The organism is Actinoplanes sp. 13 (genome assembly GCF_056134165.1).
Window position 1 is genome coordinate 1 of record NZ_JBVYOQ010000017.1, and the last position, 24,991, is coordinate 24,991.

The window sequence follows — 24,991 nt, forward strand, 5'->3', positions numbered from 1 at the left end:
TGCGCCGCCCTTGGCGCTTGCCCCCGTCCGGGGACGGCGCTTCGAGCTGTCGGGGGGTGCCGGCCTGTGTGTGAAGTTCGGGTCCGATACGGACCCGAACTCCACACACAGGGTTCTGGGGTCAGTCGTGGGCGATGGCGTTCAGGACGTTGAGGCGGGCGGCCCGGATCGCGGGTGCCACGGCGGCTATCACGCCGACCAGGGCGGCCAGGGCCAAGTAGGTGCCCATCCGGGGCCAGGGCAGCACGAGCTCGGTGATGCCGTCGCTCTCCAGGGCCCGGGTCACCGCGGTGCCCATGCCGGCGCCGACCGTGACGCCGAGGAGGGCGCCGAAGACCGAGATGACCACGGCCTCGACGGTGACCATCCGCATGGTCTGGGCGCGGCCCAGGCCGACGGCGCGGAGCAGGCCCAGCTCACGGGTCCGTTCCAGGACCGACAGCGCCAGGGTGTTGACCACGCCGAGCACGGCGATCAGGATGGCCAGCCCCAGCAGGATCTGGATCATCGTGATGATCTGGTCGAACTGTGCGGCCTGGGCGTTGACGAATGTCTCCTGATCGGTCGCCGACACCTCGGGGCTGTCCGCCAGCAACGCCTTGACCTGCGGCAGGACGGCTGAGACCGGCACGCCGTCGTTCAGGCGGACGAAGCCGAGGACCGGCTGACTGATCCCGAAGCCGTCGATCGCGGCGGCCGGGAGCACCAGGCTGCCGGGCAGCGTGTCCTCCGCGAAGACCGCGGCGACCGTGTAGGTGCGCTGGTCACCCCGCGACGTCTGGATGTCCACCCGGGTGCCGGTCTGCCATCCGTTCTCGGCGGCCCGTGGCGCGCTGACCGCGATCTGGTCGTCCCGCAGCGTCGTGGCGGTCGACCCGTAGGCACGGGCGAGCACGGCCAGGTCCTCGGTGGCGGTCACGTACTCCTGCTCCCCGCCGATCGCGACCAGGTCGTTGTAGAGGCCGGCGGCCGCCTGCACGCCCGGGATCTGCGCGGTCGCCGACAGGACGGCCGGGTCGTACGTCGGTGGCCGTGGCCCGCCCTGCTCGCCACTGATCATGATCTGGGCCTTGAGCGTCCGGGCGGCCTCCGCCTGGAGGCTGGCCTTCGCCGAGTCCATCACCACGGTCACGCCGGTGACCAGCGCGATGCCGACCATCAGCGCGGCCGCGGTGATCGCGGTGCGCCGCGGGTTGCGGCCCGAGTTGAGCCGGCCCAGCCGTCCCGGCACCGACCAGGCGAAGAGCCGGCCGAGCGCGGACACCACCGGGCGGCTGAGCAGCGGGGTGAGCAGCGCGATCCCGATGAACGTGACCAGCACGCCGCCGAGGATCAGCCACAGCGTCGCGTCGCCGGAGTCGGCGAACAGCCCCAGGCTGAGCGCGGCCGCGCCGGCCGCGGTGACCAGGGAACCGGCCACCGTGATTTTCGTGAGTGGGCGGTCCGGGGTGGCGACGTCCTGCATCGCCGCGACCGGGGCGATCCGGGAGGCACGCAGCGCGGGCAGCACCGCGGCGACCACGGTCACCAGGATCCCGACCACGAACGCGCTGATCACCGCGGACAGCGGGACGCCGATCGGGGCCAGGTCCATGCCGCCGCCCATGCTGCTGAACAGCGCGCCCAGGCCGGCGCCCGCGCCGACCCCGGCGGCCAGGCCGAGGACCGCGGCGATCAGGCCGACCAGTACGGCCTCCACCAGCACCGAGTTGATCACCTGCCGGCGGCTGGCGCCGATCGCCCGTAGCAGGGCCAGCTCCTTGGTGCGCTGCGCGACCACGATCGAGAACGTGTTCAGGATCAGGAAGATCCCGACGAACAGCGCGACGCCCGCGAAGCCGAGCAGGATCTGGTTGAAGAAGCCGATGCCCTCCTTCAGCCCGGCCGAGCTCTCGTCGGCGAGCTGCTCGCCGGTCTTGACCTCGAAGTCCGCGCCGAGCGCCGGGGCGAGCCGGTCCCGCAGCTGCGCCGGGGTCACGTCCTCGGCGGCACGCACGGTCACCGAGGTGAACGCGCCCTTCTCGCCGAGCATCAGCTCACCCGCGACCGGTGTGGTGAACGCGACCTCCTGCACGCCGCCGAGGCTGTCCCGGTCGCCGGCGTAGCCCCAGATGCCGACCAGCGTGAACACCCGCTTGGGCTGCTGGGTGAGCACCGGCACCCGGTCGCCGATCCGATATCCGGACAGCTCCGCGGTGGTGGCGTTCATCGCGATCTCGCTGTCGGCGGTGGGCCCGCGACCGTCCCGCAGCTGGAGCAGCTCATCGGTGCCGGTCCAGTTCGTACCGATCCGGGGTGGACCGAACGAGGACAGCACCTTGCCGTCCGATCCGATCACCCGTGCGCCGTCCGCGTCGACACGGCCCACGGCTGCCCGTACCCCCGGCTGGGTCTTGATCTTGTCCACGACGGAGGCCGGAAGCGGTGTGGCGACCTGTTCGCCCTCGAACTCGGCGACCTCGATCTTGGGTTTGGCGCTGACCGAGACGTCGGTCGTCGCGTAGGCGTCCGAGAAGATCGAGTCGAAGGTGCGGTTCAACGTGTCGGTCAGCACCAGGGCGCCGGACACGAACATCACGCCGAGAATCACCGCGAGACCGGAAAGGATCAGCCGCAGCTTGCGGGCGAGCAGGCTCTTCAGCGTCGCGCGCAGCATCAGAGCATCACCGGGTCGCTGTGGGTGTCCAGCCGCTTCATGGTGTCCAGGACGGACTCGGCGGTCGGGTTCGCCAGCTCGTCGACGATCTCGCCGTCGGCGAGGAAGACCACCCGGTCGGCGTAACTCGCGGCGACCGGGTCGTGGGTGACCATCACGATGGTCTGGCCGTGCTCGCGCACGCTCATCCGCAGGAAGTTGAGGACCTCGGCGCCGGAGCGCGAGTCGAGGTTGCCGGTCGGCTCGTCGGCGAAGATCACGTCCGGGCGGCCCATCAGCGCCCGCGCGCACGCCACCCGCTGCTGCTGGCCGCCGGAGAGCTGGCTGGGCCGGTGCTTGAGCCGGTCCTGCAGGCCGACCGTCTTGATCACGGTGTCCCACCACTGCGGGTCCGGCTTGCGGCCGGCGATGTCCAGCGGCAGCCGGATGTTCTCCGCGGCGCTCAACGTCGGCAGCAGGTTGAACTGCTGGAAGATGAAGCCGACCCGGTCCCGGCGCAGCCGCGTCAGCGCCTTGTCGCTCAGGTTGCTGATCTCGGTGCCGCCGATGTGCACGGTGCCCCGGGTGACCGTGTCCAGCCCGGCGAGGCAGTGCATGAGAGTCGACTTGCCGCTGCCGGACGGCCCCATGATCGCGGTGAAGCGGCCCCGGCCGAAGTCCGCGCTGACCCCTCGCAGCGCGGCGACCTCGGCCTCACCCGAGCCGTACACCTTCCAGACCTCGACCGAACGCGCCGCCACCGGTTCGCCGGTATCCGTCCCTGCCACGTCTCCCCCTCGTGTCACTACCGTCTCGGCCCACCGCCACGGCCCGCCGTCTGGCGGGCCGTGCCGTTCCCGGGCCGTCGTCTTGGTCCGGCCGGGGCGCTCCCGCACCCGGCCGGCCAGCCCAGTCTGTCGGCGCGATCGCAATGGAGCGTCCGCCCCACGGGGGAGCGCGGTCGGAGATTTCGCTGGGGGTGACCACCCACCCCGGCTCAGGGACACCCCCGAGAGAAACGTTTCGCCGGCCGCCCGGATTGGTATCCCTGACTACCGTGAAAGCCCCGGCCTGGAGGACCGCATGCGCCCTCGCCTCGTGTTCGCATTGATCGCCGTGCTGTTCACGGCCGGGTGTCTCGCCCCGGTCGAGGACGGCCCCGGCCGAGCCCCCGCCCCCGCCGAGACCGCCGGGGAGGGCGTCGACCCGGAGGACGGCACCGACACGCCGGAGGAGTTCGCCAACGACATCCGCGCCTCCCAGTCGGTCGCCGAGCAGTACTGGTCGGAGCAGCTCGGCGCCGACTTCCAGCCGGTGCGGCGGCTCATCCCGTACCAGCGCAGCGGCGAGGTCGACTGCGGCGGTGAGTCGCTGCCCCGCAACAATGCGGTGTACTGCTCCGCCGGGGACTTCATCGCTTACGACCTGAACTGGGCGTACGCGGCATTCCAGCAGATCGGCGACGCGTTCGTGTTCTACCTGCTCGGCCACGAGTACGCGCACGGAATCCAGGCGCGGCTCGGCATCCGGAAGCAGTTCACCATCGAGCAGGAGCTGCAGGCGGACTGTATGGCCGGCGCCTTCATCGGTGACAAGGTCCGCGACGGGTCACTGACGATGCAGGACAACGACACCCGGGAACTGGCCGACGGGCTCGCCGCCGTCGGCGACGACCCCGGCCAGCCGTGGTTCGCCGAAGGCGCGCACGGGACGGCCGAGCAGCGGATGGACGCGTTCGCCAGCGGATATGAGAAGTCGCTGTCGGCGTGCGGGCTCTGATCCGGGTCACATCGGGCTCTGATCCGGGTCACATCGGGCTCTGATGTGGGTCACATGGGGCTCTGATTTGGGTCACATCGGGTCGGCGCACGCCGCCGGACGACGCAGAATAGGCGCGGCGGATCGACCTGGGGGGCTGTTCTGGACGCCGTACTCTTCGACATGGACGGGACGCTGGTCGACAGCGAGCGGGTGTGGGGCATCGCCCTGGCCGAACTCGCGGTGCTGGCCGGCGGTGAGCTCTCCGAGCGGGCCCGGCTCGCGATGGTCGGCACCAGCATGGCCGAGACCATGCAGCTGTTCCGCGACGACCTGGGGCAGCCGGACCGGCCCGAGGAACCGGACGCCGCCTGGCTCACCGAGCGGGTCCACGAGCTCTTCGGCGAAGGACTGGTGTGGCGGCCCGGCGCGGCCGAGCTGCTCTTCGCCGTCCGCGAGGCGGGCATCCCGACGGCGCTGGTCACCTCGACCGGCCGGCGCCTCGTCGAGGTCGCCCTCAAGACGCTCGGCGCGGAGAACTTCGACGTCGTCGTCTGCGGCGACGAGGTCACCCGGCCGAAACCGGACCCGGAGCCCTACCTGACCGCGGCCCGCCTCCTGGGGGTGCCGATCACCCGCTGCGTGGCGATCGAGGACTCGCCGAGCGGGTCCGCCAGCGCCCTCGCCGCGGGTGCGGCGGTCCTGGCGGTGCCCGCGGAACTGGAGCTGCCGCCGACCGACGGTGTCCACCTGCGGTCGACGCTGGTGGGCGTGGACCCGGCGTTCCTGACCGGGCTGCTCCGCGTGTAGATCCGGCCGGGTGCCGGATCTGACCAGCCCGGTTGCGACCCGGTCAGGTGCCGGGACTGGCCACGCCGGCTTGTGGACCGGATCAGGTGCCGGGTTTGACCAGGCCGGTCTCGTAGGCGAGGACCACCGCCTTGGTGCGGTCGCGCAGGCGCAGCTTGGTGAGCACGTGCCCGACGTGGGTCTTCACGGTGGTCTCGCTCACCTGCAGAAGGTCCGCGATCTCGGCGTTGGTCAGGCCGCGGGCGACGTGCACCAGGACCTCACGCTCCCGGCTGGTCAGGGCGTTCAGCCGGGAGGCGCCGTTGTCGGCCGGCACGGGGACCGCCGCGGCGACCCGGGTGAGGACGCGGGCCAGCAGCGGCGGGGCGATCACGGCGCCACCCGCGGCGACGGCCCGGACAGCGGCGGCCAGCTCGTCGCGCGGAGCGTCCTTGCACAGGTAGCCGGTGGCGCCGGCGGCGACCGCGGCCAGGATCTCGTCGTCGCTGTCCCGGGTGGTCAGGATCAGCACCCGCACCGGGAGGCCGGCCCGGGTGATGGTCCGGGTCACCGTCAGGCCGTCGGCTCTCGGCAGGTCCAGCTCGGTGATCAGCACGTCGGGGAGCAGCCGGCGGGCCAGCTCGATCGCCTCGACACCGTCTCCGGCCTCACCGGCGACCACCATGTCGGCCACACCGGTCTCCGGGTGGTGGAGGCCGTCGGGTGGGGCGGTCAGCATCGCCCGCAGGCCCGCGCGCTGCAGGGGTGCCGGGTCGGCGACCAGGACACGCAGAGGCTTCATCCCGGCATTGTCCGACGTGCGGCCGGTGATGCCGGTCCCATGGTCGGATGCCCGTCGCGCCGAGGGGCCGGTGGGCGACCGGGCAGTGCGGTGGGCCGGCGAGGCGCCGGATGGGGGCGGTCAGGCAACGGGGGCGTCCCGGGGGAGGGTGGTGAGGCGGTCGGGCTCGGCGTCGGCGGTGAGGTCGGGCAGGGTGGCGGGCGCGGCCTCCGGGAAGGGCGGGGGAGTGCCGCCGAACTCGGGGCACAGGGCCTGGTGACTGCACCAGCCGCAGAGGCGGCTGGGCTTGGGGCGGAAGTCGCGGTCGCGCTTGGCCCGCTCGATGGCGTCGGACAGGGCGATCAGGGTGCGCTCGAAGCGCTCCAGCTCGCCGGCCTCCGGGCTGTAGTCGCAGACCTCGGCGTCCTTGAGATAGAGCAGGCGCAGCACCCGGGGGACCACGCCGCGGGTGCGCCAGAGCACCAGCGCGTAGAACTTGAGCTGGAACAGCGCGCGACCCTCGAAGGCCTCGCGCGGGGCGCCGCCGGTCTTGTAGTCGACGACCCGCAAGTCGCCGGCCGGGGAGACGTCGAGGCGGTCGATGTAGCCGCGGAGGAGCAGCTCGTCGTCGCCGATCAGGGTGGAGACCAGGGTCTCCCGCTCGGCGGGCTGGAGGCGCTGCGGGTCCTCCACCGCGAAGTAGCCGGTGAGCAGGGCGCGGGCGCCGGCCAGGAACGCGGCGACGCGGGCCGCCTCGGCGCCGCCGGGGACGTCGATCAGGATCTGCTGCCCGGTGGCGTCGGCCTCCGCGGCGACCGCGGCCGGATCACGCATCGACGTGGGACCGGTGACGCCAGGGGGGCCGGCGACGATGGTCGGCGTGGCGGTGCCGGGGGCCGGGTCGGCGGCGATGTCCGGCTTGCCGGTGGCGGGGTCGGCGAACAGGCCGGCCAGGGCGGGCTCCTGCTCGAGCAGACGCTGCCACTCGGGCTCGACCAGGGCGATCGCGGCGTCCGGGGTGCGCTCGGCGGCCGGCAGGTCGAAGAGGCGCTCCAGGACGGCGTGGACGAGCGTGCCGCGGGCCTGGTCGGCCGACGGGGTCTCGGGCAGCTTGTCGATGGTGCGGAAGCGGAACAGCAGCGGGCAGGTCTTGAAGTCGGCGGCCCGCGACGGCGACAGCGAGGGGCCGGCCGGCGCGTCGGGGCGGCGGCCGCGAACGGCCGGGACCGGGGAACCCGGTGGCAGAGGCTCGGGAGCCGGTTGCGCGGTCGTCGATGGGGGGGCCGTCATGTCAGAAAGGCTAGGCCAGGGGTACGACGAAAACGCCGGGGTGGGTCCCATCGCGCGGGTGTCCGTAGCATCGAAGCCGTGGAGGACAGCCGAGCGTCGGGGGAGCGCGCGTCACGGGATGCGCGACGGCCGGGTGGCGGGCGGCCGGTTGGGCACGTGCTCGGCATCCCGGTGCACGCGAACGCGTCGATGCTGCTGCTCGCGGTGCTGGTCACGGTGGTGTACGGGAATTACGCCCGCACCCAGCTGAACCTGGCCGACCCCTGGGCGTACCTCGTCGGGCTGGGTTTCGTCACCTGCCTGCTCGGCTCGGTGCTGCTGCACGAGCTGGGGCACGCGCTGACCGCCCGGCGGTTCGGGATCGGGGTGCGCCGGATCACGCTGGAGTTGCTGAGCGGCTGGACCGAGATGGACCGGGACGCGCCGACCCCGCGCATCGACGCGCTGGTGTCGCTGGCCGGCCCGGCGGTGTCGCTGGTCCTGGGCGGGCTCGCCACCGGCGCGGCGCTGTTGCTGCCGGAGAGCACGGTGCCCGGCCAGATCGCCTTCCAGCTGGCGGTGAGCAACGTCCTGGTGGCCGTCTTCAACGTGCTGCCGGGGCTGCCGCTGGACGGCGGCCGGGCGCTGCGGGCCGCGGTGTGGGCGGTGACCAAGGACCGGAACCGGGCCACCGAGATCGCCGGCTGGGCGGGCCGGATCCTGGCGCTGGCCACCGCGGCGGCCGTGGTCCTGCTCTACCAGCTGGGCTTGCTGACCATTTTCGGACTTGTCTTCATCCTGTTGGTGGTGCTCACCCTCTGGCAGGGCGCCGGCCAGTCGATCCGGCTGGGCCGGATGACGCGCCGCTTCCCGCTGATCGACCTGAGCCGGCTGGCCCGGCCGCTGCTCGCGGTGCCGGCCGGGACCCCGCTCGGCGAGGCGCAGCGGCGCCGCGCCGAGGACCCGCGGCCGGACGTGGTGCTCGCGGTCACCGACGCGGCGGGTAGCCTCACCGCACTGGTCGACCCGGTCGCCGCCGAGCGTGTGCCGGTCGACCGGCGGCCCTGGGTGAGCGTGGAGAGCGTGTCACGGTCCCGGGACGCGCTGACCACCCTGCCGCTCGGGCTGACCGGCGAGCAGGTGGTCCGGGCGTTGCAGGCCCACCCGGGTGCGCACTACCTGGTGACCGCAGGCGAGGATGTCGTGGGCGTCCTGCGGGTCGCCGACGTGGCCGCCGTGCTGGAACCGCGGCGGGCCGCACCGGGTCCGCGCGACGACCGCTCTTGATCATTAAAAGCCACCAGACCGCAGACAGCCGAAAGAAGATCAGTGACCACAACCCCCACCACCGCCGTCGACGAGCAGGTCCCCGCCCACCGCGGGCCGTTCCGGGTGGGCGACCGCGTTCAGCTCACCGACCCGAAGGGGCGGATGCACACGATCGTGCTGGAGGCCGGCAAGGCGTTCCACACCCACCGCGGCGCCCTGGAGCACGACGATCTGATCGGGCTGCCGGACGGGAGTGTGATCACCGCGACGAGCGGTACGGCGTACCTCGCGTTGCGTCCCCTGCTCGCCGACTACGTCCTGTCGATGCCGCGCGGTGCGCAGGTCATCTACCCGAAGGACGCGGCGCAGATCGTCGCCATGGGCGACGTCTTCCCGGGCGCGAAGGTGCTCGAGGCCGGCGCCGGCTCGGGGGCGCTGACCTGCTCGTTGCTGCGGGCCGTGGGCAGCACCGGTGAGGTGCACAGCTATGAGCTGCGGGACGACTTCGCGGCGATCGCCCGCAAGAACGTGGAGGCCTTCTTCGGCGGCCCGCACCCGGCCTGGCACCTGCACAACGGGGACGTCGCGGGCAACGACATCACCGGCTTCGACCGGATCGTGCTGGACATGCTGACCCCGTGGGAGGCGCTCGACATGGTCGAGCGGGCGCTCATCCCGGGCGGCGTGTTCATCGGGTACGTGGCCACCACCCCGCAGCTGTCCGAGCTGGTCGAGGCGTTGCGGGAGCGCGGCGGCTGGACCGAGCCGCGGTCCTGGGAGTCGCTGGTGCGCGACTGGCACGCGGAGGGCCTGGCGGTCCGCCCGGACCACCGGATGATCGCGCACACCGCGTTCCTGGTGTCGGCGCGCAAGCTGGCGCCGGGCATCACCGCGCCGCCGCGGCGCCGCAAGCCGAGCAAGGGCGCCGAGGCGTACGCGTTGCGCAAGGCGACCCAGGCCGCACTCGCCGCACAGCGCGAGGACGCCGGAGGGGAGTGACCGCCGCCGCTGCGGTCCGGTAGGTTCCGGTAGGGCGTGATGGGGAGGGCAGGGGTGGGCGCGATGAGTTCTCCGCCGTTCGGCGGCAGCAACGAGATGCCGGCGGTGTTTCCCGACTGGTCGCCCTACCCGGACCTGGACTCGGCCGCCCGGGCGTACCTGCGGGATCCGGACGTGGCTCTGGAGGCGCTGTTCGGGGTGCTGCGCGGGGCCTCGGTGCTGTGTTTCACCCTGGAGCGGTTCGTCAACGAGGTGAACGGCGTCTGGCAGGAGGTCGTGGTCTGCGACGGCAGCCGGCTGGTGCTCTGGCACGGTGAGGACGTCGCCCCCGGTGACGGCCCGGTCGGGGCGATGACCTCGTCGTTGCGGGTGGTGCCGCTGTCCACGGTCACCGAGGTGGGCTGCCGGCGGCGGCTCACCCGCACCTCGAACGGGCAGGCCCGGGTCGACAGCATCGACGTCTACCTGCTGCTCAGCTCGGTCGACGACGCGGTCCCGCCGCCCGGTGTCGGCGAGGAGGAGGGCCGGGCCCCGCTGCGGCACGACGCGCTGCGGTTCGGCAAGACCATCGACGACGGTGGGCCCGGGCAGATCGCCCGCCTCGAGGAGTTCTCGCGCGTGGTCGCGTCCCTCGTGGGCCGTCCTACGCTGTAGATCACCCGAGGAGTAAGCGGGATCACTCCGATTCACTCATCCGGGGCGTCCGGGCCGGCGATCTCCACCTCGTCGGCGGCGCGGACCACGTGGATGCAGTCGCCCGGGCACTCCTTCGCCGAGTCGATCACCTCGAGGCGCAGATGCCGGGGGACGCCGGTGCGGACACCCGGCTCCTGGAGCAGGTCACCGGCGTCACCCTTCACGTACGCCAGGCCGTCGATGTCCAGTTCGAAGACGTCCGGTGCGTACTGCGCGCAGAGGCCGTCCCCGGTGCACAAGTCCTGATCGATCCAGACCTGCAGTTCCTCCGCGCCGTTCGGCGCGACTGTGTCCGACGACACTCCGACCTCCCACGACTTGCTCGTTGCGACGGTACCCGAAGGTCGTATTGACCACCCGGCCGCAGGTTGATCAATCGATCAAGACTCGGTGACGAGGGTGTTGCGGGGGTCGAAAACCGCTTCGCAACAGCTAGTGTTGACCCAAGACGTTCGAGCCCCCCGGGGAGGTGGGACGTGGCACGTAGCGACGAAGCGGACTCCCGCGCCGCACGATGGGAGAAAGAGGCCAACGACCTCTCGAGTCAGGTGGCGTTCCTGCAAGAGGAGCTCGCCCTGGTTCGACGGAAGTTGACCGAGAGCCCCCGACACGTCCGGCAGCTCGAGGAACGGCTCGCGGCAACGCAGGCGCAGCTGGCCCGAGTGACCGAGAACAACGAGCGGCTCGTGGCGACCCTCAAGGAAGCCCGGGCCCAGATCGTCACTCTCAAGGAAGAGATTGACCGCCTCGCCCAGCCGCCGAGCGGTTACGGCGTGTTCCTGACGGCACACGAGGACGGCACGGTGGACGTGTTCACCGGCGGGCGCAAGCTCCGGGTGGCGGTCTCGCCGTCACTGGCCGTCGACGAGCTGCAGCGGGGCCAGGAGGTCCTGCTCAACGACGCGCTCAATGTGGTCGACGCGTTCGGCTTCGAGCGGTCCGGTGAGGTCGTCCTGCTCAAGGAGGTCCTGGCCGGCCCGGACGGTGCGCTCGGTGACCGGGCGCTGGTGGTCTCGCACGCCGACGAGGAGCGCATCGTGTTCCTCGCCGACTCCCTCGAGATCAGCAAGCTGCGCGCGGGCGATTCGCTGATGATCGAACCTCGTTCGGCGTACGCCTACGAGCGCATCCCGAAGAGCGAGGTCGAGGAGCTCGTCCTGGAGGAGGTCCCCGACGTCGACTACACCGACATCGGTGGCCTGCACTCGCAGATCGAGCAGATCCGCGACGCGGTGGAGCTGCCCTTCCTGCACGCGGACCTGTTCCGGGAGCACCAGCTGCGCCCGCCGAAGGGCATCCTGCTCTACGGCCCGCCCGGCTGTGGCAAGACCCTGATCGCCAAGGCGGTGGCCAACTCGCTGGCCAAGAAGATCGCCGAGCGGCGTGGCGAGGAGAAGCACACCAGCTACTTCCTCAACATCAAGGGTCCTGAGCTGCTCAACAAGTACGTGGGTGAGACCGAGCGGCACATCCGCCTGGTCTTCCAGCGGGCCCGCGAGAAGGCCGGCGAGGGCACCCCGGTGATCGTGTTCTTCGACGAGATGGACTCGATCTTCCGGACCCGTGGCTCCGGTGTCTCCAGTGACGTGGAGAACACCATCGTTCCCCAGCTCCTCAGCGAGATCGACGGCGTCGAGGGCCTGGAGAACGTGATCGTGATCGGCGCCTCCAACCGGGAAGACATGATCGACCCGGCGATCCTGCGCCCGGGCCGTCTCGATGTGAAGATCAAGATCGAGCGACCGGACGCCGAGGCGGCGAAGGACATCTTCGCCAAGTACATCCTGGCCGACCTCCCGCTCAGCGGGGACGACCTCGCCGAGCACGGCGGCAACCGGGACGCCACGGTGGCCGCCATGATCGAGGCCGTCGTGCTGCGGATGTACACGGAGACCGAGGAGAACCGCTTCCTGGAGGTCACCTACGCCAACGGTGACAAGGAGGTCCTGTACTTCAAGGACTTCAACTCCGGCGCGATGATCCAGAACATCGTCGACCGTGGCAAGAAGATGGCGATCAAGGAGTTCCTCACCTCCGGCAAGAAGGGCCTGCGGCTGCAGCACCTGCTCGACAGCTGCGTCGACGAGTTCCGGGAGAACGAGGACCTGCCGAACACCACCAACCCCGACGACTGGGCCCGCATCTCCGGCAAGAAGGGCGAGCGGATCGTCTACATCCGCACCCTCGTCTCCGGTGGCAAGGGCGCCGAGGCCGGCCGCTCCATCGAGACCGCCTCCAACACCGGTCAGTACCTGTAAGGCGAGACCGGCAGGGGCGGAGGGTTTCCCTCCGCCCCTGCCGTCGTTCTCCCCTGTGTGACCACCGCACCCCGCCTGGCCTGGCTCGACGCGCTCCGCGGGTACGCTGCGGTGGTCGTCGCGCTCTTCCACCTCAGCCCGGTCGTGCTCGGCTCCGCCCGGCACCTGGAGATCTATCGCCAGTTCGACCTCGGCAAGTACGGCGTCCTGCTGTTCTTCCTGGTCAGCGGCTACGTGATCCCGATGTCGCTGGAACGCCACGGATCCCTGCGGCGGTTCTGGACCGGCCGACTGTTCCGCGTCTACCCCGCTTACCTGCTCACCGTCGCGCTCGCCTGCGGGCTCGGGGCGGCCGGGCTGTACCGGCTGCCGGACCAGCTCGGCTCCGAGACGGTCACGACCGTTCTCGGACACGTGACCATGCTCCAGGACCTGCTCGGCGTCCGCGGCGTGGTCCGGCCGTTCTGGACGCTCTCCTACGAGATGCTGTTCTACCTGCTGGTCGCGGGTCTGTTCGGATGGCGGTGGCACCGGGGGTCCGCGTGGTGGGCGGCCGGGCTCGCGCTCGCCGCGCTGCTCGGCGGCACCCACCTGCCCGGGGACCTGCTCGGCGCCACGCCGGCCGATCGGCGGATCACGGCGGCCACGGTCACCTTGCTGATGGCGGGGAGCTTTTACGCGTACGCGAAAAATCGCAAAGGTCTCGCCCTCGTGGCCGGCGCCGCCGGTCTTTGCCTGATCGTTCTGCCGTTGGTGAACGGTCATGCCACCCGGTGGGTGACCAGCGCGTCCTCGGCGCAGGCCACCCTCATGCTCGCGGTGATGTTCGCCGGAACCGTCATCCATCGCGCGCAGCACCGGCAGATCGGCCGGCCGGGCGCCGCCGTTGCGCTGACCCTGGTCTTCGCCGGCGTCGCTCTGCACCAGTGGGTGGCCACCGGCGCCGGGCTGTTGCGCTGGACCCTGATCGCCGTCGCCGTGGCCGCCACCTTCCTGATCGCCTTCGGCCTGCGTCACCGGCGCGTGCCTGTCGTGCTCACCCGGCTCGGCGCCGTCAGCTACTCGCTCTATCTGCTGCACCTGCTCGTCCTCGGACTGATCGTCCGCCATACGGATGACCCGGTGGTCGTCACGATCGGCTTCACGGCGGGAACGCTTTCGGTCGCGTGGCTCGCGCACCGCTGGGTGGAACGGCCCGGACAGGCGCTCGGCCGCCGGGTCGGGGAGCGCCTCGCCGCGACCGACGTCGCCACCCAAGGTGGCACGCCGCGCACGACCAGCTTCGGAAAGCAACGTGAGAGCGTCTAGGCTCGATGCATGAGCAGGCTTGGCTTCGTGGCGGACAGGGTGGTCGCATGAGCGTTCGACGGATTATGGGGACCGAAGTCGAGTACGGCATCTCGGTGCCCGGCCAGCCCGGCGCCAACCCGATGGTCACCTCGTCGCAGGTGGTCAACGCCTACGGCGCGCGTCCCGAGCTCAACCGGGGCGGGCGCGCACGCTGGGACTACGAGGAGGAGTCGCCGCTGCGCGACGCCCGCGGCTTCACGTACTCCGGCGCCGCCTACGACCCGGCCGAAGCCCTCGCTGACGAGGACCTCGGCCTGGCCAACGTGATACTGACCAACGGCGCCCGGCTCTACGTCGACCACGCGCACCCGGAGTACAGCACGCCCGAGTGCACCAACCCGCTCGATGTGGTCAAGTGGGACAAAGCCGGCGAACGGGTGATGGCCGAGGCATCCCGGCGGGCCGCCACGATTCCCGGCGCCCACCGCATCCAGCTGTACAAGAACAACACCGACAACAAGGGCGCCTCGTACGGCTCGCACGAGAACTACCTGATGCGCCGGCAGACCCCGTTCGCCGACATCGTCGCCCACCTCACCCCGTTCTTCGTGACCCGGCAGATCTTCACCGGCGTCGGCCGTGTCGGGATCGGCCAGGACGGCACCGGCTCCGGCTTCCAGATCTCCTCGCGCGCCGACTTCTTCGAGGTCGAGGTGGGCCTGGAGACGACGCTCAAGCGGCCGATCATCAATACCCGCGACGAGCCGCACGCCGACGCCGACAAGTACCGGCGGCTGCACGTGATCATCGGCGACGCCAACCTCTCCGAGATCGCGTCGTACCTGAAGATGGGCACCACCTCCCTGGTCCTCAACATGATCGAGGAGAAGGTGTTCACCGGCGAGCTGGGCATCGCCGACCCGGTCTCGGAGCTCAAGAACGTCAGCCACGACCCGACCCTCAAGCACCTCATGCGGCTGCGTGACGGCCGCCGGCTGACCGCGCTCGACCTGCAGTGGGCGTACTACGAGCGGGCCCGGGAGTTCGTCGACGACCGGTACGGGACGGACGTCGACGAGCAGACCGCGGACGTCCTGAGCCGCTGGGAGGACGCGCTCGACAAGCTCGGCCGCGACCCGATGCTCTGCTCCGACACCCTCGACTGGGTCGCCAAGCTGCGGCTCCTCGAGGGGTACCGGGAGCGTGAGGACCTCACCTGGTCGTCGCCGAAGCTGCAGCTCGTGGACCTGCAGTACTCCGACGTGCGCCCGGAGAAGGGCCTTTACCACCGGCTGGTCGCGCGCGGCTCGATGAAGACGCTGCTCGAGCCGGAGGCGACCGAGCGCGCCATGTACGAGCCGCCGGAGGACACCCGGGCCTACTTCCGGGGCCGCTGCCTGGCGCAGTACGCGTCCGAGGTGGTCGCCGCCAGCTGGGACTCGGTGATCTTCGATGTGGGCCGGGAGTCGCTCGTCCGGGTGCCGATGATGGAGCCGGAACGCGGCACGAAGAAGCACGTGGGCGCGCTGTTCGACACCTGTGAGAGCGCCAAGGACCTGCTCGAGGTCATCACGAGCCGATGAGAAAACACCCGGACCGGCGGGTCGTTTCGTCACAGGCGCGAGGTAGGTTTTTCCCAACCCGATGTTGCAGGGCTTCGGGTGGCTGAGAAGGGGGACATCCATGGCAACCCGAGACACAGGTGGTCAGTCGCAGAGCGGGAAGGGCCGCAGCGACCAGGAGGTCGAGGACGTCACCGTCGAGGCCAACCCTGAGGTCGCCGAGCGGCATGCGGAGATCACCGAGGACGTGGACGATCTGCTCGACGAGATCGACTCGGTTCTCGAGGAGAACGCCGAAGAATTCGTCCGCGGCTACGTGCAAAAAGGCGGCCAGTGAGTTACTCGTCCGTTTCGCATTGACCGGTCCTTGAGTTCATAGCCGTTCCTGTCGCCGGATGCCGCTTCACGTGGTGTCCGGCGACGATTTCCGGGCCGTCGGTGCCGGCGGCCCGCAACACGTCGATGATGTTCATCGCGCCGGGTCGGTGCGCGGGATATCGTGCTTCAACTCTGCGATCACGTACCTGAAAGGAACCACGTGGCGACGGGCTTTGATCCATCCGGGCGTCTACCGGATTTCTTCACCAGCACGGGGACGTCCTCCTTCACGCAGTTCCTGAGCCAGGCTGCCCCGGAGCTGCTGCCGGGCCGCCGGCCGCTTCCGCCGGGCCTGTCCGCCGACATCGCCCCGCACGGCACCACGATCGTCGCGATCGCGACGGCCGACGGTGTGGTGATGGCCGGCGACCGGCGCGCGACCATGGGAAACCTGATCGCCAGCCGGGACATCAAGAAGGTGCACCCCGCGGACGCGTACTCGTTGATCGGCATCGCCGGCACGGCCGGGATCGGCATCGAGCTGATCCGGCTGTTCCAGGTGGAGCTGGAGCACTACGAGAAGATCGAGGGGGCGATGCTCTCCCTCGACGGTAAGGCGAACCGTCTCGCGGCCATGGTGCGCGGCAACCTCGGCGCCGCCATGCAGGGCCTGGCGGTGGTTCCGCTGTTCGCCGGGTTCGACCTGGCGCCGGCCGATCAGATGCCGGCCGGCCGGATCTTCAGCTTCGACGTGGCCGGCGGGCTCTACGAGGAGACCGGCTACGAGGCGATCGGCTCGGGTTCGCTGTTCGCCAAGTCGGCGCTGAAGAAGCGGTACCGGACCGGCGTGAGCACCGCGGACGCGATCCGGCTCGCGGTCGAGGCGCTGTACGACGCGGCCGACGACGACACGGCGACCGGCGGGCCGGACGTGACCCGCAAGATCTTCCCGGTGGTGATGACCGCGACCGCGGCCGGCACCCAGCGGCTCAGCGACGAAGAGATCACCACGGTGGCCGAGCAGGTCGTCCAGGGACGCATGGAGAACCCGGGCGGTTGATCCGCTTTCTCGTCAGACAAGGAGTTGCCACCCGTGGCCATGCAGTTCTACGCATCACCCGAGCAGGTTCAGCGCGACCGCTCGGAGTACGCCCGTAAGGGCATCGCCCGCGGCCGCTCGGCCGTGGTGCTGACGTACGAGGGCGGCATCCTGCTGGTCGCCGAGAACATCACCACCCTCCGGAAGATCAGCGAGATCTACGACAAGATCGCGTTCGCGGCCGTCGGGCGGTACAACGAGTTCGAGGCCCTGCGCCGCGGCGGTGTGCGGATGGCCGACATGGTCGGTCTCAGCTACGACCGGCGGGACGTGACCGCGCGGGCGCTGGCGAACACGTACACGCAGACGCTCGGTGCGATCTTCTCGGAGACCCAGAAGCCGTACGAGGTGGAGATCTGCGTGGCGCAGGTCGGCGCCTCGGCGGAGCAGGACGAGCTGTACCGGATCACCTACGACGGTTCGGTGATGGACGAGCCGGGCTTCATGGCGATGGGCGGCCAATCCGAGGCGATCGCCAACGTGCTGCGCGAGCAGCACGACGCGGCGGCCGACCTCACGACGGCGCTGACCCTGGCGCGTGAGGCGCTCGGCAGCGTCGGTGGGGAGAACGGCCAGACCCGCACGCTGGAGGCCAAGTCCCTCGAGGTGGCGGTGCTGGACCGGCGCCGGCCGGGCCGGGCGTTCCGGCGGATCGCCGGGACGGCGCTGACCAGCCTGCTCGGTCACGAGTCGGTGGCCGAGGCGGACCTGGGCGAACTGGACGCCGCGCCGCCGGCGCCGGCCGAGGCGAAGCCGACGGTGTCGGCGGCTTCCGCGGACAAGGAGACGGCGGGCACCGAGACGCCGGAGAGCGACAAGAAGAAGAAGTGACGGCTCGCGGCCCACCGGCTCCGTCCCGGTGGGCCGCGCGCTGCCGGCTGTCACCGGGACGCCACGGTGGGTATAGCGGAAAGCGCTCGTGGTGACTGCCGCTGAACCGGTCCTTGCCGCTAGTGTTTCGTCATGGAACGGCGAATTTTCGGCCTCGAGACCGAGTACGGAGTCACGTGCACCTATCGGGGGCAGCGGCGGCTGTCGCCCGACGAGGTGGCCCGCTATCTGTTCCGCCGGGTGGTGTCCTGGGGACGCTCCAGCAACGTGTTCCTGCGCAACGGCGCCCGTCTCTACCTCGACGTCGGCTCCCACCCGGAGTACGCGACGCCCGAGTGCGACTCCGTCACCGACCTGGTCGCCCACGACCGGGCCGGCGAGCGGATTCTGGAAGGCCTGCTCGTCGACGCCGAGAAGCGGCTGCACGACGAGGGCATCGCCGGTGAGATCTACCTGTTCAAGAACAACACCGACTCGGCCGGCAACTCGTACGGCTGCCACGAGAACTATCTGGTCAGCCGGCACGGCGAGTTCGGCCGGCTCGCCGACGTGCTCATCCCGTTCCTGGTCACCCGGCAGCTGATCTGCGGCGCGGGCAAGGTGCTGCAGACGCCGCGCGGTGCGGTGTTCTGCCTGTCGCAGCGCGCCGAGCACATCTGGGAGGGCGTCTCCAGCGCCACCACCCGGTCCCGGCCGATCATCAACACCCGCGACGAACCGCACGCGGACGCCGAGCGGTACCGCCGCCTGCACGTGATCGTCGGCGACTCCAACATGAACGAGGTCACCACGCTGCTGAAGGTCGGCAGCGCCGACATCGTGCTGCGGATGATCGAGGCGGGCGTGGTGATGCGCGACCTGACCCTGGAGAACCCGATCCGGGCGATCCGCGAGGTCAGCCACGACGTCACCGGCCGCCGCAAGGTCCGCCTGGCGAACAACAAGGAGGTCTCCGCGCTGGACATCCAGCACGAGTACCTGTCGAAGGCCACCGAGTTCGTCGAGCGGCGCGGCGGCGACCCGATCGCGAAGCGGGTCGTCGAGCTCTGGGGCCGGGTACTCACCGCGATCGAGAGCGGCGACCTCGACCCGGTGTCCCGCGAGATCGACTGGGTGTCGAAGTACAAGCTGATCGAGCGGTACCAGGCGAAGCACGAGATCCCGATGTCGCATCCGCGGGTCGCGCAGCTCGACCTGGCGTACCACGACGTGCGCCGGGGCCGGGGCCTCTACGCGCTGATGGAGAAGCGCAACCAGGTCGACCGGATCAGCAACGACCTGCAGATCTTCGAGGCCAAGGAGACGCCGCCGCAGACCACGCGGGCCCGGCTGCGCGGCGAGTTCATCAAGCACGCGCAGGAGAAGCGGCGTGACTTCACCGTCGACTGGGTGCACCTCAAGCTCAACGACCAGGCGCAGCGGACCGTGCTCTGCAAGGACCCGTTCCGGGCGTACGACGAGCGGGTGGAGCGGCTGATCGCCAGCATGTGACCACCGGTTAGGCTGGCCGGGCTATGACATCGTCAGTCCCCGGCCAGCCCGAACCCGTGGAACCGCCCGAGCGTACCGATCCGGAGGTTCGCTGGCGCCGCGTCGAACGTCGCCGGGAGAAGGTCTTCCGCCAGGTCCAGCAGGCGAAGCACGGCAAGCACCTGATCCCGACGTGGTTGCTCGCCGCGATCCTCGGTCTGCTGCTGGCCGGCTGGCTCTACCTCGTTCTGACCTCCTGACGCAGCGTGGTGATTTCGGGTGCGATGCGCGCCCCAAGTCACCACGCAACGGGTTGCGGGTGTGGGGCGGGGGCCGTTTCGATGCGGTTGCGGCCGGCCGCCTTCGCCCGGTAGAGCGCGGCGTCGGCTCGTTGCAGCAGCTCGTCGGAGGTCTCGGTGCCGTCCCACACGGCCAGCCCTGCGGAGAACGTCTGCTCCAGCGGGGTAGCCGCCAGCGCCCGGGTCAGCGCCTCCCGGCTCTCGGCGGCGCCGGCGGCCGGCAGCAGCACCACGAACTCCTCACCGCCGTACCGGGCGATCACGTCGACCTCGCGCAGGGCCGCGTGCCAGGCCGCACTCGCGCCCTTGAGCAGCCGGTCGCCGGCCGGATGACCGTGCGTGTCGTTGAAGCGCTTGAAGTGGTCCAGGTCGAAGATCGCCACCGACACCGGCGTGCGGTCACGGCGGGCCCGCTCCAGGGCGCGGGGCAGCTCGTCGTTCCAGGCCCGACGGTTGGGCAGGCCGGTCAGCTCGTCGGACCGGGCCAGGTCGCGCACCTGCCGGGCGTGCTGCTCCACCTCCCGCACCAGCATCGCCATCCGCGCGACGACCAGCAGGAACAGCGTGGCCGAGCCGAGCGCGATGGCCCAGCCGTCGGTCACGGCGCCGGCATGCAACTGCACGGCCAGCAGCACCGGGGCGATCAGTGACGCACCGGTGAGCAGGGCCAGCAGGCCGATGCCGAGCCGGGCCGGCGGCGTCTCGGCGGGCGTGGCAACCCGGCGCGCGTCGACGTGCAGCGCCGCGACGCCGAACAGCAGGAACGCGATCAGGAAGACCGACTCGAGGGGCCGGCGGAACCAGCGGGCCTCCTCCAGCATGACCCCGAAGTCGCCGAGGTTGCCGAGCACCACCCAGGCCGAGTCGCCGGCCAGCAGCGCCGCCAGCGCGCCGGCGATCCACCAGAACGACGCGCCGCGGGCGCCGCCGCTGCGCAGCAGCCGGGTCATCATGGCGAGCAGCAGAAGATCACCGATGGGGTACGCCACCTGCGTCACGTGCGCCCACCGGTTCATCCGGTCGCCGAGGTTCTCCGGCGCGATCACGTAGACCCACGCCAGCAGCCCGAACCCGGTGGTGATGGTCGCCGCGTCGACGACCGCGGTCCAGTCGCGCCGCCGGTCCCGCCGCCACACCAGCACGCCGAGCCCGAGCACGCAGGCCGGGTAGAGCGCCAGGAAGAACGGGTCGGCAGGGGTGGGCAGGTCGGCCAGGCCGAAGCACACGTCGCTGATCACCGCGACCGCGATGCCGGTCGAGTTCAGCAGCACACCCGCGGCGAAGCACCACCAGGGCAGCCGGTCCGGGGCGGGCAGCCGGCGGGCGCCCACCACGATCGCGGCCGTCGCGGTCCAGCCGGTCGCGACCTGCCATACGGTGGTCCACCAGCCGTCGTCCGGCAACACCTGATAGCCGGCGACGGCCAGCACCGCCACCACCGCGAACCGCAGCACACTCGACACCGCATCAGGAAACGGCACCCGGGGGGTGGTGGCGGTGCCCGTCGTGGTGCGGACGGGTTGCCTCTGATTCCGCTAAGGGCGCTTGCGGATCAGGGTGACGCCGTCGCGGACCGGCAGCATCACCGACTCCACCCGCTCGTCGGTGACGATCCGGTCGTTGAGGCCGGCCACCGCCCGGTCGGCGGCGTCGCCCGGGTTCAGCACCCGGCCGGCGCGCAGCACGTTGTCGAAGACCAGCAGGCCGCCCGGGCGCATCCGGGGCACCAGGGCGTCGTAGTAGTCCGGGTAACCGGTCTTGTCGGCGTCCACGAACGCGAAGTCGATCCCGGGGTCGAGGGCCCGCAGCGTCTCGATCGCCGGGGCGAGGCGCAGCTCGATGCGGTCGGTCAGGCCGGCCCGGCCCCAGTAGGAGCGCGCGATGCCGGTCCACTCGTCGGAGACGTCACACGCCAGCAGGCGGCCGCCGGGCTCCAGGCCGCGGGCGATGCAGATGGCGGAGTAGCCGGTGAAGGTGCCCACCTCCACCGCGTACCGCACGCCGGTGAGACGGACCAGCAGCGTGAGCAGTTCGCCCTCGTCGTGCGAGATCTGCATGCCGGCACTGGCCGGATATTTCGCGGCGGTCTCCTCGGCCAGGTCGCGCAGGACGTCGTCGGCGGGCGTGCAGTGCGCCAGGAGATAGTCGCTGACGGCAGGATCAATGATGTCGGCCATGCCGCCAGCCTTCCGTAACCGGGCCGGGCGCGACAGGGCCGGCGGATCACCGAGGGCCGCGGCATGGCCCGCGGCCGGCTCCTAGCTTGCCAGCAGCGTCGCGGCGTGCCGGCCGGCGGCCGCGGCGGCGAGGAAGTAGCCGTGGTCCTGGTCGAGCTTGCGGCCCATCGTGGAGAGCGGGACCGGACTGGCCCGCAGCGCCGCGTCCAGGCCGGCGGTGGCGACGCGGATCAGGCGGTGACGCCCGGAGAGCGGGGCCAGCGCGGCGTCCACCTCGGCCGCCAGCCGCGGTTCCAGCCCGTCGGGGACGGGCAGGTCGGCGGGGGCCAGGGCGACCCGGCCGTACGCCGTGATGCTGTGATGGGAGACGCCGCGGTGCCGTTCGCGGCCGTCGCCGTCGGAGATGCGCAGCGAGCCGACCGGCCGGCCGTCGAGGGCGGCGACGGCGTTGATCGCCTCGCCGAGCGCGACTCCGGAGAAGCCCCAGGTGGTGCCGGTGCCCAGATTGCCGGGGCCCTGCGCGACGATCGTGACGTCGGCGTGCAGCACGTGCCGGGCGGCGAGCAGGCCGGTGTGCACGGTGCTCGCCTCGAGGTCGCCGCCGAACGCCTGGCCGGTGGTGATCGTGCCGGCCAGGTGCTCGCGCAGGCCGTCGAGGGTGCGGGAGAACCAGGCCGGCAGCGCGCCGCCGTCGGTCATCAGATAGGCGACCCGGGCCGCCGGCCGGTCGGCGTGGATGCCGGCCAGGATCGCCGGCAGCGCGGAGTGCAGGTCGGCGGTGACCACGGGCATGCCGTCGACGCCGGTGGCGGCGGCCATCACCGGGCGGTGCGGGGAGGCCTCCTCGTCGACACCGAGCAGGATCGGCTGCAGCGGTGTGTACCGCGCCTTGACCAGGTGTCCGCTGTCGCGGGTGCTGCCGTCGTCGGGCGGATCCGGCGGCAGGCGGTCGGGCAGCGCGACCACCAGCGCGTACCCCCCGGTGCCGAGGCCCATGACCAGCGCGCCGACGTTGAGCAGCACCCGGTCGCCGGGCTCCGGGGCGCCGACCAGGGCGGGATAGGCGAGGGCGCGCAGCGGGCCGCCGGGAGTGTCCACGTCGAGCTCGACGGCGCCGTTCCAGGCCCGCCGGATCGTCACGACTGTCCCGGACCGCCACCGCACCATGCCCGGGACCCTATCGCTGCGGCCCGCCCCGCCCCCCGGTCGGGTCGAGGAAGACGTGGCTGATACCGGGGTAGCTGCGCGGCGGCGTCCTCGAAGAACACCGCCTCGACCGTGGTGTCCGAGGTGAGCCGCAGAAACCGGGTCGGGGAGGTGTGCCAGCGACGCGACTCGTTGCGCGCCTGCCGGACCGCCTTGCCGAACGACACGCTCTCCGCGGCGAACGCGACGGCCAGCACGATGTACGACGCCAGGTACTCGCGGCGACGGGCTCTGCTGGTGCGGGAACAGTCTGGGTCACGATCGCTGCGTTCCCGCGGCAAACACGGATAACCGCGCCGACCGGTGGGCTGCTAGCGTTGCGGCCGTGTCGCGCACTCGCACGGAGCGCCTGGTTAACCTGGTGATCTGCCTTCTGTCCACGCGGCGGTTCCTGACTGCCGCCCAGATCGCCGCGACCGTGCCCGGTTATGAGCACGACCCCTCCGACCCCCGCGACCACGAGGCGTTCCAGCGCAAGTTCGAGCGGGACAAGGCCGAGCTGCGTGAGCTCGGCGTTCCCCTGGAGACCGGCACCGCGAGCATCTTCGACCAGGAGCCGGGCTACCGCATCGCCCAGCGGGAGTACGCGCTGCCCGACATCCTGCTCGAGCCGGACGAGGCGGCGGCCGTCGGCATCGCCGCGCGGCTGTGGCAGCACGCCGGTCTGGCCGCGGCGGCCTCCTCCGGGCTGGCGAAACTGCGCGCCGCGGGAGTCGAGGTCGACCCGCAGGCCACCCTCGGCGTCGAGCCGGTGGTGACAGTGGACCCGGCGTTCGGCCCGCTGACCGTGGCGGCCCGGCAGCGGCGGGCGGTCACCTTCAAATACCGGCGGCCGGAAGGCGACGAGCCGAGCACCCGCCGCCTGGAGCCGTGGGGCGTCGTCTGCTGGCGCGGCCGGTGGTACGTGGTCGGCCACGACAAGGACCGCGGCGCCACCCGGTGCTTCCGGCTCTCCCGGATCCAGGGCGACGTGCGCATGGTCGGCCGCGGCGAGGCGTTCGAGCCGCCGGCCGGCGCCGACCTGATCAGCCACGTGGCCCGGTCGACCGGGCCGATCGCGCGCACCGGGCGGGCCATCGTGACGGTGCGGCCGGGCCGCGCCGCGGGCCTGCGGCGGATGGCCTCGGAGACGGTGTCGCTGCCCGACGGCGATCGGCTGACGATTGCGTACGGGGACGTCGAATGGCTCGCGTCGCGGATCGCGGGGTACGGGCCGGACGTGCGCGCCGAGGGGCCACCGGAACTACGCGACGCCGTGATCCAGCAGCTCAAGGAACTCGTGGTCCGCTACGAGCCGGTGCCGTCATGACCGCGCGGACCTCCGCCGACCGGCTCGGGCGGCTGCTCAACCTGGTGCCGTACCTGCTGGCCCGGCCCGGGATCGAGGTCGCCGAGGCGGCCGCCGACCTGGGGGTGACCGACAAGCAGCTGCGCGAGGACCTGGAGCTGCTCTGGGTGTGCGGGCTGCCCGGGTACGGGCCGGGCGACCTGATCGACATGGCCTTCGACGGCGACCGGGTCACGATCAGCCACGACGCCGGGATCGACAAACCGCTGCGGCTGAACCCGGACGAGGCCCTCGCGCTGGTGGTGGCGCTGCGGATGCTCGCCGAGACGCCGGGGATCGGCACCCGGGACGCGATCGAACGGGCCCTCGCCAAGATCGAGAGCGCGGCCGGGGACCTGGCGTCGGCGCCGGTGACCGTCCGGCTGCCGGCCAACCAGGAGAAGCTGGCCGCGGTGCGGGCCGCGGTGGACTCCGGGCACGCGCTGCGGCTGACGTACTACACGGCGGCCCGCGACGAGACCACCGAGCGGGTGGTCGACCCGATGCGGATGCTGATGGTGGGCGGCCTGGCGTACCTCGAGGCGTGGTGCCGCCGCGCCGAGGGCACCCGGATGTTCCGGGTGGACCGGATCGACGCGTTCGCCGAGCTGCCCGAGCCGTCCGCCCCGCCGGTCGGGGCGGTGCCGCAGGACGTCAGCGAGGGCGTGTTCCGGCCCGGTCCCGAGCTGCCGCTGGTCACGTTGCGGGTGGCCCGGGGCGGCCGATGGATCACCGAGTACTACCCGGTCGAAGAGGTGCGGCGGGAATCGCCGGAGTGGCTGGTCACGATGCGGGTCACCGACCTGGGCTGGGCGCAGCGGTTCCTCGCCGGGGTGGGGCCTGAGGTCACCGTGCTGGGCCCGCCCGAACTGGTCGAGCGGATCCGGGCCGAGGCCGCCACCGCACTCGACCAGTACGCGGCGCCGCTCGACTCCCGGTGACAACCGGTAAGGTGGCC

General features: G+C 71.4%; 24 protein-coding genes. 15 read left to right on the plus strand and 9 right to left on the minus strand.

The features are described from left to right. Positions 1-121 precede the first annotated feature (121 nt). Both AC0NH5_RS27760 and AC0NH5_RS27765 read right to left on the minus strand, forming a co-directional pair. A complete protein-coding gene (locus tag AC0NH5_RS27760; RefSeq protein ID WP_474409353.1) occupies positions 122-2,656 on the minus strand; it encodes an ABC transporter permease in 2,535 nt (844 codons plus the stop codon). After that, entirely contained in the window at positions 2,656-3,423 is a 768-nt protein-coding gene (locus AC0NH5_RS27765; protein WP_474409355.1) for an ABC transporter ATP-binding protein, read from the minus strand. The genes AC0NH5_RS27760 and AC0NH5_RS27765 overlap by 1 nt, the downstream gene beginning before the upstream one ends. Before the next feature lie 295 nt (positions 3,424-3,718). Between AC0NH5_RS27765 and AC0NH5_RS27770 the strand changes: the two genes are divergently transcribed. Further along, positions 3,719-4,414 carry a neutral zinc metallopeptidase gene (locus AC0NH5_RS27770; protein WP_474409358.1) on the plus strand — a complete coding sequence of 232 codons (696 nt, stop codon included), beginning with the start codon at positions 3,719-3,721 and terminating at the stop codon, positions 4,412-4,414. Positions 4,415-4,555: 141 nt separating this feature from the next. Then, positions 4,556-5,203, plus strand: a complete 648-nt coding sequence (locus tag AC0NH5_RS27775; RefSeq protein WP_474409676.1) for an HAD family hydrolase — start codon at positions 4,556-4,558, stop codon at positions 5,201-5,203. Positions 5,204-5,285: 82 nt separating this feature from the next. Here the strand turns inward: AC0NH5_RS27775 and AC0NH5_RS27780 are convergent, their stop codons facing one another. Next, complete coding sequence (locus tag AC0NH5_RS27780; RefSeq protein WP_474409360.1) at positions 5,286-5,984, minus strand: LuxR C-terminal-related transcriptional regulator; 699 nt, start codon at positions 5,982-5,984, stop codon at positions 5,286-5,288. A 120-nt stretch (positions 5,985-6,104) separates the two neighbouring features. Then, positions 6,105-7,253, minus strand: a complete 1,149-nt coding sequence (locus tag AC0NH5_RS27785; protein ID WP_474409362.1) for a RecB family exonuclease — start codon at positions 7,251-7,253, stop codon at positions 6,105-6,107. 156 nt (positions 7,254-7,409) lie between these two features. Between AC0NH5_RS27785 and AC0NH5_RS27790 the strand changes: the two genes are divergently transcribed. The 3 genes from AC0NH5_RS27790 (at position 7,410) to AC0NH5_RS27800 (ending at position 10,154) form a co-directional block, all read left to right on the plus strand. Next, positions 7,410-8,519 (plus strand): site-2 protease family protein, encoded by a 1,110-nt coding sequence (locus tag AC0NH5_RS27790; protein ID WP_474409678.1) that lies wholly within the window; start codon positions 7,410-7,412, stop codon positions 8,517-8,519. A gap of 42 nt (positions 8,520-8,561) precedes the next feature. Beyond that, a complete protein-coding gene (locus AC0NH5_RS27795) occupies positions 8,562-9,500 on the plus strand; it encodes a tRNA (adenine-N1)-methyltransferase (RefSeq protein WP_474409364.1) in 939 nt (312 codons plus the stop codon). A gap of 63 nt (positions 9,501-9,563) precedes the next feature. After that, positions 9,564-10,154, plus strand: a complete 591-nt coding sequence (locus AC0NH5_RS27800) for a hypothetical protein (protein ID WP_474409366.1) — start codon at positions 9,564-9,566, stop codon at positions 10,152-10,154. Between the two features lie 32 nt (positions 10,155-10,186). Here the strand turns inward: AC0NH5_RS27800 and AC0NH5_RS27805 are convergent, their stop codons facing one another. Then, positions 10,187-10,498: a ferredoxin gene (locus AC0NH5_RS27805; RefSeq protein ID WP_474409368.1), complete on the minus strand. Its 312-nt coding sequence runs from the start codon at positions 10,496-10,498 to the stop codon at positions 10,187-10,189. Positions 10,499-10,672: 174 nt separating this feature from the next. Between AC0NH5_RS27805 and arc the strand changes: the two genes are divergently transcribed. From arc to AC0NH5_RS27845, 8 genes are all read left to right on the plus strand, one after another. After that, the gene (gene arc, locus AC0NH5_RS27810) at positions 10,673-12,454 is read left to right on the plus strand and encodes a proteasome ATPase (RefSeq protein WP_474409371.1); all 1,782 of its coding nucleotides are present in this window, start codon (positions 10,673-10,675) and stop codon (positions 12,452-12,454) included. 57 nt (positions 12,455-12,511) lie between these two features. Next, positions 12,512-13,762: an acyltransferase family protein gene (locus AC0NH5_RS27815; RefSeq protein WP_474409373.1), complete on the plus strand. Its 1,251-nt coding sequence runs from the start codon at positions 12,512-12,514 to the stop codon at positions 13,760-13,762. Between the two features lie 47 nt (positions 13,763-13,809). Beyond that, entirely contained in the window at positions 13,810-15,327 is a 1,518-nt protein-coding gene (dop, locus tag AC0NH5_RS27820; protein ID WP_474409375.1) for a depupylase/deamidase Dop, read from the plus strand. 100 nt (positions 15,328-15,427) lie between these two features. Next, positions 15,428-15,643 (plus strand): ubiquitin-like protein Pup, encoded by a 216-nt coding sequence (locus AC0NH5_RS27825; protein WP_474409378.1) that lies wholly within the window; start codon positions 15,428-15,430, stop codon positions 15,641-15,643. A 201-nt stretch (positions 15,644-15,844) separates the two neighbouring features. Beyond that, positions 15,845-16,684: a proteasome subunit beta gene (gene prcB, locus AC0NH5_RS27830; RefSeq protein ID WP_474409380.1), complete on the plus strand. Its 840-nt coding sequence runs from the start codon at positions 15,845-15,847 to the stop codon at positions 16,682-16,684. Between the two features lie 33 nt (positions 16,685-16,717). Continuing rightward, entirely contained in the window at positions 16,718-17,554 is an 837-nt protein-coding gene (gene prcA / locus AC0NH5_RS27835) for a proteasome subunit alpha (RefSeq protein WP_474409382.1), read from the plus strand. 132 nt (positions 17,555-17,686) lie between these two features. Then, complete coding sequence (gene pafA, locus AC0NH5_RS27840; protein ID WP_474409383.1) at positions 17,687-19,045, plus strand: Pup--protein ligase; 1,359 nt, start codon at positions 17,687-17,689, stop codon at positions 19,043-19,045. Between the two features lie 23 nt (positions 19,046-19,068). After that, positions 19,069-19,284 (plus strand): hypothetical protein, encoded by a 216-nt coding sequence (locus AC0NH5_RS27845; protein ID WP_474409385.1) that lies wholly within the window; start codon positions 19,069-19,071, stop codon positions 19,282-19,284. Positions 19,285-19,322: 38 nt separating this feature from the next. On the opposite strand, the gene AC0NH5_RS27850 is transcribed toward AC0NH5_RS27845, so the two are convergent. The 4 genes from AC0NH5_RS27850 to AC0NH5_RS27865 all read right to left on the minus strand — a co-directional run bounded on the left by AC0NH5_RS27850 (position 19,323) and on the right by AC0NH5_RS27865 (position 22,903). Next, positions 19,323-20,786: a GGDEF domain-containing protein gene (locus tag AC0NH5_RS27850; RefSeq protein WP_474409388.1), complete on the minus strand. Its 1,464-nt coding sequence runs from the start codon at positions 20,784-20,786 to the stop codon at positions 19,323-19,325. Between the two features lie 72 nt (positions 20,787-20,858). Then, a complete protein-coding gene (locus AC0NH5_RS27855) occupies positions 20,859-21,500 on the minus strand; it encodes an O-methyltransferase (RefSeq protein ID WP_474409391.1) in 642 nt (213 codons plus the stop codon). A gap of 81 nt (positions 21,501-21,581) precedes the next feature. Further along, positions 21,582-22,667 carry a DUF3866 family protein gene (locus tag AC0NH5_RS27860; RefSeq protein WP_474409394.1) on the minus strand — a complete coding sequence of 362 codons (1,086 nt, stop codon included), beginning with the start codon at positions 22,665-22,667 and terminating at the stop codon, positions 21,582-21,584. Next, complete coding sequence (locus tag AC0NH5_RS27865; RefSeq protein ID WP_474409396.1) at positions 22,637-22,903, minus strand: hypothetical protein; 267 nt, start codon at positions 22,901-22,903, stop codon at positions 22,637-22,639. Before AC0NH5_RS27865 ends, AC0NH5_RS27860 begins: the two co-directional genes overlap by 31 nt. A 128-nt stretch (positions 22,904-23,031) precedes the next feature. On the opposite strand from AC0NH5_RS27865, the gene AC0NH5_RS27870 reads away from it, so the two are divergent. Together AC0NH5_RS27870 and AC0NH5_RS27875 are read left to right on the plus strand one after the other, a co-directional pair. Beyond that, complete coding sequence (locus AC0NH5_RS27870) at positions 23,032-24,015, plus strand: helix-turn-helix transcriptional regulator (RefSeq protein WP_474409398.1); 984 nt, start codon at positions 23,032-23,034, stop codon at positions 24,013-24,015. Then, positions 24,012-24,974: a helix-turn-helix transcriptional regulator gene (locus AC0NH5_RS27875; protein ID WP_474409400.1), complete on the plus strand. Its 963-nt coding sequence runs from the start codon at positions 24,012-24,014 to the stop codon at positions 24,972-24,974. Before AC0NH5_RS27870 ends, AC0NH5_RS27875 begins: the two co-directional genes overlap by 4 nt. Positions 24,975-24,991 lie beyond the last annotated feature (17 nt).

Coding starts and splice junctions, on each gene's coding strand:
- AC0NH5_RS27760 (WP_474409353.1), bottom strand. CDS start 2,656: ATGCTGCGCGCGACGCTGAAGAGCCTGCTCGCCCGCAAGCTGCGGCTG.
- AC0NH5_RS27770 (WP_474409358.1), top strand. CDS start 3,719: ATGCGCCCTCGCCTCGTGTTCGCATTGATCGCCGTGCTGTTCACGGCC.
- AC0NH5_RS27780 (WP_474409360.1), bottom strand. CDS start 5,984: ATGAAGCCTCTGCGTGTCCTGGTCGCCGACCCGGCACCCCTGCAGCGC.
- AC0NH5_RS27785 (WP_474409362.1), bottom strand. CDS start 7,253: ATGACGGCCCCCCCATCGACGACCGCGCAACCGGCTCCCGAGCCTCTG.
- AC0NH5_RS27800 (WP_474409366.1), top strand. CDS start 9,564: ATGAGTTCTCCGCCGTTCGGCGGCAGCAACGAGATGCCGGCGGTGTTT.
- dop (WP_474409375.1), top strand. CDS start 13,810: ATGAGCGTTCGACGGATTATGGGGACCGAAGTCGAGTACGGCATCTCG.
- AC0NH5_RS27825 (WP_474409378.1), top strand. CDS start 15,428: ATGGCAACCCGAGACACAGGTGGTCAGTCGCAGAGCGGGAAGGGCCGC.
- pafA (WP_474409383.1), top strand. CDS start 17,687: ATGGAACGGCGAATTTTCGGCCTCGAGACCGAGTACGGAGTCACGTGC.
- AC0NH5_RS27845 (WP_474409385.1), top strand. CDS start 19,069: ATGACATCGTCAGTCCCCGGCCAGCCCGAACCCGTGGAACCGCCCGAG.
- AC0NH5_RS27855 (WP_474409391.1), bottom strand. CDS start 21,500: ATGGCCGACATCATTGATCCTGCCGTCAGCGACTATCTCCTGGCGCAC.
- AC0NH5_RS27860 (WP_474409394.1), bottom strand. CDS start 22,667: ATGGTGCGGTGGCGGTCCGGGACAGTCGTGACGATCCGGCGGGCCTGG.
- AC0NH5_RS27875 (WP_474409400.1), top strand. CDS start 24,012: ATGACCGCGCGGACCTCCGCCGACCGGCTCGGGCGGCTGCTCAACCTG.